Source organism: Armatimonadota bacterium, from assembly GCA_020354555.1.
In the GTDB taxonomy this organism is placed as follows: domain Bacteria; phylum Armatimonadota; class Hebobacteria.
Window position 1 is genome coordinate 409,475 of the sequence record CP070648.1, and the last position, 7,524, is coordinate 416,998.

6 protein-coding genes are annotated in these 7,524 nt (G+C 64.8%); 2 read left to right on the top strand and 4 right to left on the bottom strand.

The window, feature by feature from the left end; translation table 11 throughout:
• Positions 1-1,479, top strand: a 1,479-nt coding sequence (locus tag JSV65_01715; protein ID UCH35095.1) for a hypothetical protein, incomplete at its 5' end; no start/stop codon positions are given.
• Between the two features lie 314 nt (positions 1,480-1,793).
• On the opposite strand, the gene JSV65_01720 is transcribed toward JSV65_01715, so the two are convergent.
• From JSV65_01720 to JSV65_01735, 4 genes are all read right to left on the bottom strand, one after another.
• A complete protein-coding gene (locus JSV65_01720) occupies positions 1,794-2,687 on the bottom strand; it encodes a hypothetical protein (protein UCH35096.1) in 894 nt (297 codons plus the stop codon).
• A 524-nt stretch (positions 2,688-3,211) separates the two neighbouring features.
• The gene (locus JSV65_01725; GenBank protein UCH35097.1) at positions 3,212-3,712 is read right to left on the bottom strand and encodes an N-acetyltransferase; all 501 of its coding nucleotides are present in this window, start codon (positions 3,710-3,712) and stop codon (positions 3,212-3,214) included.
• Between the two features lie 198 nt (positions 3,713-3,910).
• Positions 3,911-4,192 (bottom strand): hypothetical protein, encoded by a 282-nt coding sequence (locus JSV65_01730; protein ID UCH35098.1) that lies wholly within the window; start codon positions 4,190-4,192, stop codon positions 3,911-3,913.
• A gap of 323 nt (positions 4,193-4,515) precedes the next feature.
• Positions 4,516-5,817 carry a hypothetical protein gene (locus JSV65_01735; GenBank protein ID UCH35099.1) on the bottom strand — a complete coding sequence of 434 codons (1,302 nt, stop codon included), beginning with the start codon at positions 5,815-5,817 and terminating at the stop codon, positions 4,516-4,518.
• Positions 5,818-5,989: 172 nt separating this feature from the next.
• Here JSV65_01735 and JSV65_01740 point away from each other — a divergent pair.
• Positions 5,990-7,524: DUF4838 domain-containing protein (locus JSV65_01740; GenBank protein UCH35100.1), on the top strand; the 1,535-nt coding region annotated here is incomplete at its 3' end.

Genomic DNA, 7,524 nt, shown 5'->3' on the forward strand with positions numbered 1-7,524 from the left:
GCGGACGGCCGGCTTCGGCTGGCGGTGGTCAACTACCCCGCGGGAATGGGGCGGCCGGTGCGCGAGTGGACGCTGCCCTACCAGGCCGCGGTCGGCGTGTTCTTCGGCGACTGGTACGACGCCGCGCGGCTCCACCGCGCCTGGGCGATCGCGGAAGCCTCGTGGATGGCGAAAGGAGAGCTGCGCACGCGACGCAGCACCCCGGAATGGCTGAAGGACATTGACATCTGGTGCCTCGGCGGCGGCGGCCCGGCCGAAGCGGTCGAACCGGCGAAGCGTTTTGCCGAGTACTTCGGCGTGCCGACCGCGGTGCACTGGTACAACTGGCACCAGATTCCGTTCGACGACCACTACCCCGAGTATTTCCCGACGAAGGAGGGATTCGCGCAAGGCGTCGCGGAGCTGCAAGCAGCGGGAGTGCGCGTCATGCCGTACATCAACGGCCGCCTGTGGGACCCGCGCACCGACACCTGGACGAGCGAGAACGCCGAGGCCGCGTGCGCCAAGGACGAGCACATGAAGCGATATGAGGAGACGTACGGCTCCGGTGTCCCGCTCGTCGTCATGTGCCCGTACACCGAGCAGTGGCAGGCGAAGGTGGCGGGGCTGGTGGACCGGTTGGTGCATGAATGCGGGGTTGACGGCGTGTACGTGGATCAGATCTCGGCGGCGGGCGCGAAGGTGTGTTTCGATCCGCACCACGGGCACGACGTCGGCGGGGGCTCCTTCTGGGCGGAGGGATACCGCAGGCTGCTGGAGCGAGCGCGGAAGACGCTGCCCAAGGGAGGTATGCTCACGACCGAGGAGAGCGCCGATCCGTGGATTGACCTGCTCGATGCGTTCCTGCTGGTCAACACGTCACCGCATCGTGGCGAGGTCGTGCCGCTGTTCCCGGCGGTGTACGGCGGGCGGACGATCACCTTCGGGTTCCAGTACATCGTCGGCGACGATCTCGACCGCGGGATGCCGTTCCGCGCGAAGATGGCGCGCGCGTTCGCGTGGGGGGCGCAGCTGGGGTGGGTCGGGCCGCAAATCCTCGATGTGAAGTACGCGCGGGAGGCGGAGTACTTGCGGGCGCTGGCGCAATGCCGCAGGCGGGCGCACGAGTTCCTCGCGTTGGGGGAGATGCTCAAGCCGCCGACGGTGCGCGGAGCGCGCCGCGTGACGATTGAAGGCGGCGCGCCGTGGGGTGGCGATTATCGAATCTCGCTCCCGGCGGTGATTTCATCGGCCTGGCGCGCGGCGAACGGGGACGTGGGAATCGCGCTCACCAACATGACGGACGAGGAGCAGACGGCGCGATTCAGCCTGGGCGGGAGGGGGCTTGGGCTGCCACGTGAGCGAGGCTACAGCCTTACCCGCATCACGCCCGCAGGCGAAGAGCGCATCGGCGAGATCGCCCGTGCTGCGGGCGTGCACGAAGAGGTCGTGCCGCCGCGCTCGGCAGCGGTGGTGCGCATATCGGCGGGAGAGGGCTGAGCAGCGCGCGTATGCCGTGCTTTGCCCGGATCATTCATACTACGCTTCAGAAGCGTGTATCGCCTGCGCGCATGAGCAATGCGCGCAGGCCGGCTGGATGGTCAGCGGTTGTGCCAGAGGCAGGCGCATCCAGCGCCGTCGCCGGCAACGCCGCGCAGCAGACAAGAAGGTTCAGCGCATAGGGCCGCCCATCCGTCAGTTGGCGCTCTTCACGTCATTCACGATAACGTCCGCGTTGCCCGCCGCGCGCGGTACCCATGTGCCTGTTGCCTTTCGCAGTTCCCACCCCGCGGGTGGATGCACGGGCCCCACCGTCACCCCGTGAGGATGTTGGCGGTCTTGGTCTTGGCGTCCCAGTGCACGCGCATGCCGAGGGATTCCGCGACATAGCGCACAGGAACCAGCAACCCGCCGCCCATGGATGGGATCGCCGGCAGGTGCTTGTCCTGCATCTCCTTCGGCCAGCGACCCACGGGAAGGGTCACGGATGCCTCGCCGCGGCTAAGGTTCACTTCCTGTTTCGCCTTGTCCTGCGTCGCCTTTACGCCGGCTTGCTCGAGCGCTTGTGTGCTTGCCACGAGGTAGTTGTGTACTCGCTGCGGCCGCGGCGCGCCGTCCACCGGATTGCCGTTCAGCGCCAACTGCGTGCTCGCTGGCACCTGCGCGCCGGCTTGCAGGACTGTGAAGGGAATCTGGTTGCTTGAATACATGCCCGGCGCAACGATCGCCTCGTCCTCGTGTACGGCATCGGCATCATAATACGAGTAGGGCTGGCAGACTGTCGCTTCCATGACATAGTCGCCCGGCGGCAGCGTTTCCCCCCAGCTGTTCAGGTAGTATTCGTGCAGCTCTGCTTCGCCCGGCTCAAGTCTGGAGGAGTAATCGCCGGGCGGCAGCGCATTTTGTGGATAGCCCAAGAGAAAAGCCTGACCGTCGTCCCGCGTTGCGACGCACTTGAACGTAGTTGTGTAGATGACAGGCAAGTACCTGATGGGGAGGGACCCGCCGTTAATCGCTATCGCGGTCACGTAGACTGGCTGTCCTTCCAGGTACTCGGGAGAATCGAGAGCGATTTCGAGCACGAGATCGTGGGAATTCGGCCACGTCGGCTCTTCGGCCGTCGCTTCCCAAGGGGACCCTGTGAGCAGCGCGCCAAGCAGAAGGACGCTTAGGTAACGCAAGCCTCGGATTGCGAGTCCTGAGAGCATTCCCGGTGTCCTCCAGGGAAGCGTTCTGGGCGCTCTCGGCCTGAGTGCGGAGAGACCTGCTGAGGAACGTGATCGAGGAATTGGGGGGAACGAACGCAAAAGCGGCCCGATGCCAGGATTGGCATGCGGGCCGCAAGTCGTGACCGCATTGCGGTTGGTCTTCAGCTCTCCGCGACTCAGCCCAGTCGCCACGGTGACCTCCCCGTGGTCACACGTCAACGTTACCTGGCCGCGCGAGGCGGCATCATTCGGACCGGGCGCGGCGGGCTGCGTCTCGCGTCAACTGCCGCACCGCGCCTGGGCAAGCCCCAGGGCTGCCCGCTGACTCAACGCAACCGAATGCTAGCCCCCCCCGCGCATTGTGTCAAGGCTATACTGCGCATAGGGTATGACCCCGACCCCCCGGGCTGCCGCGCGGATGAGTTCCTCTCCCTGTCAGGGAGAGGCGTGGGGATAGCCTTTGCCCAGTGGCGTAGCCGTCTCGCCTGCAAGTGCTACAACCGCCCCGCATCGTGGCTCCGGCGTCAGCCCGTCGCCAGAAAGCCCGGGTGAAACTCCACAATGCCCTGGGGCCTGCTCTCGCCAAACGGCAGAACCAGGAGATTCCTCTGCGGGACGCCTTCCTGAGTTAGCTCCGGCACACTTCTGAAGCCGAACCGCTCATAGTAATCGGGGTCGCCGACCAGCGCACAGCCCTTGGCTCCTAGCGCCTTCAGGCGTGACAAGCCCTCATGCATAAGGGCCTTGCCAATGCCTCGTGTCTGGTATTCGGGCAACACCGAAATCGGGCCCAGACCGTACCAATCCTCACTGCCGTCGGAAATCGTGATCGGCGACAAGGCGACATGGCCGACCACCCGCCTGTCCACCTCCGCGACCAGCGAAATCGTGAGCGCATTGGCAGCTCGCAGCGCGGCAATGATGAAGTGCTCTGTCTGCTGGCTGATCGGGTGATTCTCGAATGCTGCTTTCGTGACCTCGGCTATCGCCTCGGTGTCTGCGTCTGTCTCAGGTCGGATGATCATGTCCAGCACCTCGCCTTCACGCGTCCCCGACGAAGTTCCCTGACAGCGATGGATCGTCCTCTAGCAGGGATCATTCCGGTGCGATCAAAGGTAATTGGCTGAGTGTATCCGATTGCGTCTACGCCGTCTCGATAGCGTGGAGGCGGTGGCCGGCATGCCGTGGTGGACCGATGACGCTGTAGAGCACCGGCTGTCGCTCTAGCGGCCTGTCAACTGATCTAAGGGCCTCCAATCCGGATCTCTAATATCCTCCGTGTTCGGCTTCCTAACGCAAGGCAACACCCTTCTTTCACACGCGCCGAACTCGCTGAAGTTCCTCTGGGCCTGTCTAAGGGATATCTTGTTTGCGCCCGGGTAGAAATCGGGTTCATCGGACTGCACGTTATCGTCCTCCCAGAGGCAAATGGGGCAGACGTCCCAGCATCGAGGTTGGGATAGGGTCTTGTAGCCGCAGCACGGGCAGGTGTGCTTGCCCGTCATGGAGGTCCCTCTGTCGGCGACGGAAGCGCACGCCCTGCGGAGGTGGCGTAGCCTCAGGAACGTGTCTCAGTGAAAGAATACGGCCTTCGGCGGTCGCCGTCAATCAGAATGCCCGACACGGCGATAACTCTGAACGTGGCGAAGTGGTGTGCGGGTTGGTTGCGTCACGGTCCGGCCCACGAAGGGAGAATACGACCGGGCTGACGAAAGGAATCTGTCGAGCGTACCCGATTGCGTCCACGCCGTCGCTCCCCTTGACTGGGCCGAGGGGCAGGCCCGTCGGAGGTGCCCGAGGGGCCTCTGCGTGGCCCGCGACTCCGTTGCTAGTCGTCCCGCGGCGGCTCGTTGTTGGCGATCACCGCGCGCTCGCCGGCCTCGTTCATGACGCGCACGCCGTGGTCGCCGTTGTTGTCCGTCACCACGGCGTGCACCACATCGGGGCCGAGGCGCACCGCCGGCCGGTCGCTCTTGAAGCTGCAGCCGCGCAACTGGAACCGGCCGGCCTGCACGTCAATCCCCGGCGCCTGCGGATCGTCTTTCCCCCAGTCGGAGATGTAGCAGTTCTCAAAGGACACGAAGCCCTCGCCCTTGAGCACCGCCACCTGTTTCGTCGGGCCCCAGAAGGCGCAGTTTGTCATCCGCACCGAGCCGCGGCATGTGGGGTTGACCACGATCTCCACCGGGTTCTCGCCGGTGAACGACACGAACTGCCCGTTGGTGATGAGCAAGCCCATGTACTGAATCGCGTCCACCACGACGCAGTACTCGCTGGCGTCGGAGCCGATGCCGCAGAACTGGCCGTTGCACGCGCCGCGTTCGGTCTCGATGAAATGGTAGCCGATGCGCGTCGGGAAGACGAACGTGTTGAGCACGTACTCCCAGTCCGTGCGCGCGAAGATGAAGGCTTCGAGGTTCTTCCACATGTACTCGAACACCGGATCCCACGCGCCGCCGAACGCCGGGTGGCTCCAGTAATGACAGTGGAACTGCACGTTCTCGATGCGCCCGATGTCGGTGCACGCGTCAACGAAGATACCGCGCCGCAGCACGCAGCCGAAGACATTGCGGATGAGGTGGCGCACGTTGCCCTCGGGCCCGGTGCGAATGCCGTTGTAGGAGTTGATGAGGGTGATGTCCTGGATCGTGTCGTCGCCGCCGGCGCAGTGGAAGGTCCAGGGGTAGGGATGGATGTCCGTCGGCTTCTGGTCTGGGTAATGGACGGTGATTCCTTCGACCGCTCCCGAGCGCAGCTCGAATAGAGCCGGCGCTTCCTCGTTGTCGCGCCCGCCGGTGGCGAGGATGATGGTGCCGACGGCGGGCTCGATGTACAGCGGCCGCGTGTTGATGCCGCGCACAGTCACCCCCGCGGGCACGGTCAGGCTGCCCGCTACCAGGAACTTGCCCGCGGGGATGGTGACGATCCCGCCCAGCTTCGCCGCGGCGTCAATGGCCCGTTGGATGGCGGCGGTGTCGTCCGCGGCGCCGTCGCCTTTCGCGCCGAACGACGTAACGGGAAACATGCCCTGCCGGCTCTCGTCCTCCGGCACCGAACCGGCGCGCACCGCAACGGACAGAACCATTATCAGGCTGATGAGTACCGGCGCCGCGCATTCCATCCACTTCATAGCCGTGCCCTCCCACTTCCCGGTTTTCGGCTCTTACGACCGCCGCCCCGTGCGCTCCTGCTTGTCGAAACGGCAGCTGCATTTGCAGGGCGTCACTGCGACTCCGAAGAAACTGACTGCCAGCCAGCCTGGTTCTCGGCCGGGCGACACCTGAAAGCAGGGAGGTAGCTGGATGCGATCACTGGCGCCAGCGATTATCGCCATGGCAATCATCGGCTCGACGCAGACATCGGCCGCGCTCACCATCTCGCAGGGCGGCAAGTCGGACTACGTCATCGTCGTCGGCTCCGAGGCTTCGCCCTCGGAGCGGCACGCGGCCGAGGAACTCCAGACGTTCCTCAAGCAGATCGGCGGCGCCGAGTTGCCGATCGTCGGCGACGACACACCTCTTGCCGAGCACGAGATCATCGTCGGCGACAGCAAGCACTTGCAGGCGCTCGGCGCGGACATCGATCTCGACGCGCTCGGCGACGAGGGCTACGTTCTCCGCACCATGGGCCCGCGTCTCGTCATCGCCGGGGCGCGCAAGCGGGGCACGATGTACGGCGTGTATTCGCTGCTTGACGAATACCTGGGCTGCCGCTGGTTCACGGCAGGCATCAGCCGTATACCGACGCGCGATCCGCTGACCTTGCCGGAGATCAACGACCGCGTCATCCCGCACCTCATCTACCGCGAGCCGTTCTGGCGCGAGGCGTTCGACGGCGACTGGGCCGCGCGCAACCGCATGAACAGCAGCGCCGCACGGCTCACCGAAGAACACGGCGGGAAGATCACGTATTACCAGTTCGTGCACAGCTTCTACCCCATGATCCCGCCGGACAAGTACTTCGCCGAGCACCCCGAGTGGTTCTCGGAGATTGACGGCAAGCGCACCGCCGACCACGCCCAGCTCTGCCTGACCAACGAGGAGATGCTCCAGGAGGCGATCAAGGTCGTCAAGGGCTGGATCCGCGATCACCCCGAGGCAACGATCTTCTCCGTGTCGCAGAACGACTGGGGCGGTTGGTGCACGTGCAAGAACTGCCTGGCGCTGGAGGAGCGCGAAGGGAGCCATCAGGGGCCGATACTGCGCTTCGTTAACCGCGTCGCCGAGGCCGTTGAAGAGGAGTATCCCCACGTCTGGATTGACACGCTCGCGTATTCCTACAGCCGCAAACCGCCTCGGACCCTGCGGCCGCGGCCGAATGTCATCATCCGTCTGTGCAGCATCGAGTGCTGCTTCTCGCATCCGCTCGACGGCTGCGACAGCAAGGAGAACCGCGAGTTCATGCGCGACTTGCGGGGGTGGCACAAGATCTGCAGCCGCGATCAGCTTTTCGTCTGGGATTACGCGACCAACTTCCGCAACTACCCGCAGCCGCTGTGCAACATTCGCTCGCTGCGCCCGAATATCCGCACCTTCGCCGGGAACGGCGTCATCGGCATCTTCGAGCAGGGCTGCTACAACACCACCGGCGGGTCGTTCGCCGAGTTGAAGGCGTACCTCATGGCGCGTTTCCTGTGGAACCAGGACTACGATTACGAGACCGCGCTGACGGAGTATCTCAAGGGCGTCTATGGACCGGCTGCGCCCGTCGTCCGCCGCTACGTGGATCTGTTGACCGGCAATGCGGCCGAGAAGAACCTGCACGCGCACATCTTCGACCGCACCGACATGCCCTATCTCGAGCCGGAAATCATAGACCAAGCCGACGAGATCCTCGA

What these genes read in the sequence shown, in the direction of transcription:
- JSV65_01735 (UCH35099.1), bottom strand. Translation starts at nt 5,817, where the DNA reads ATGAAGTGGATGGAATGCGCGGCGCCGGTACTCATCAGCCTGATAATG.
- JSV65_01730 (UCH35098.1), bottom strand. Translation starts at nt 4,192, where the DNA reads ATGACGGGCAAGCACACCTGCCCGTGCTGCGGCTACAAGACCCTATCC.
- JSV65_01725 (UCH35097.1), bottom strand. Translation starts at nt 3,712, where the DNA reads ATGATCATCCGACCTGAGACAGACGCAGACACCGAGGCGATAGCCGAG.
- JSV65_01720 (UCH35096.1), bottom strand. Translation starts at nt 2,687, where the DNA reads ATGCTCTCAGGACTCGCAATCCGAGGCTTGCGTTACCTAAGCGTCCTT.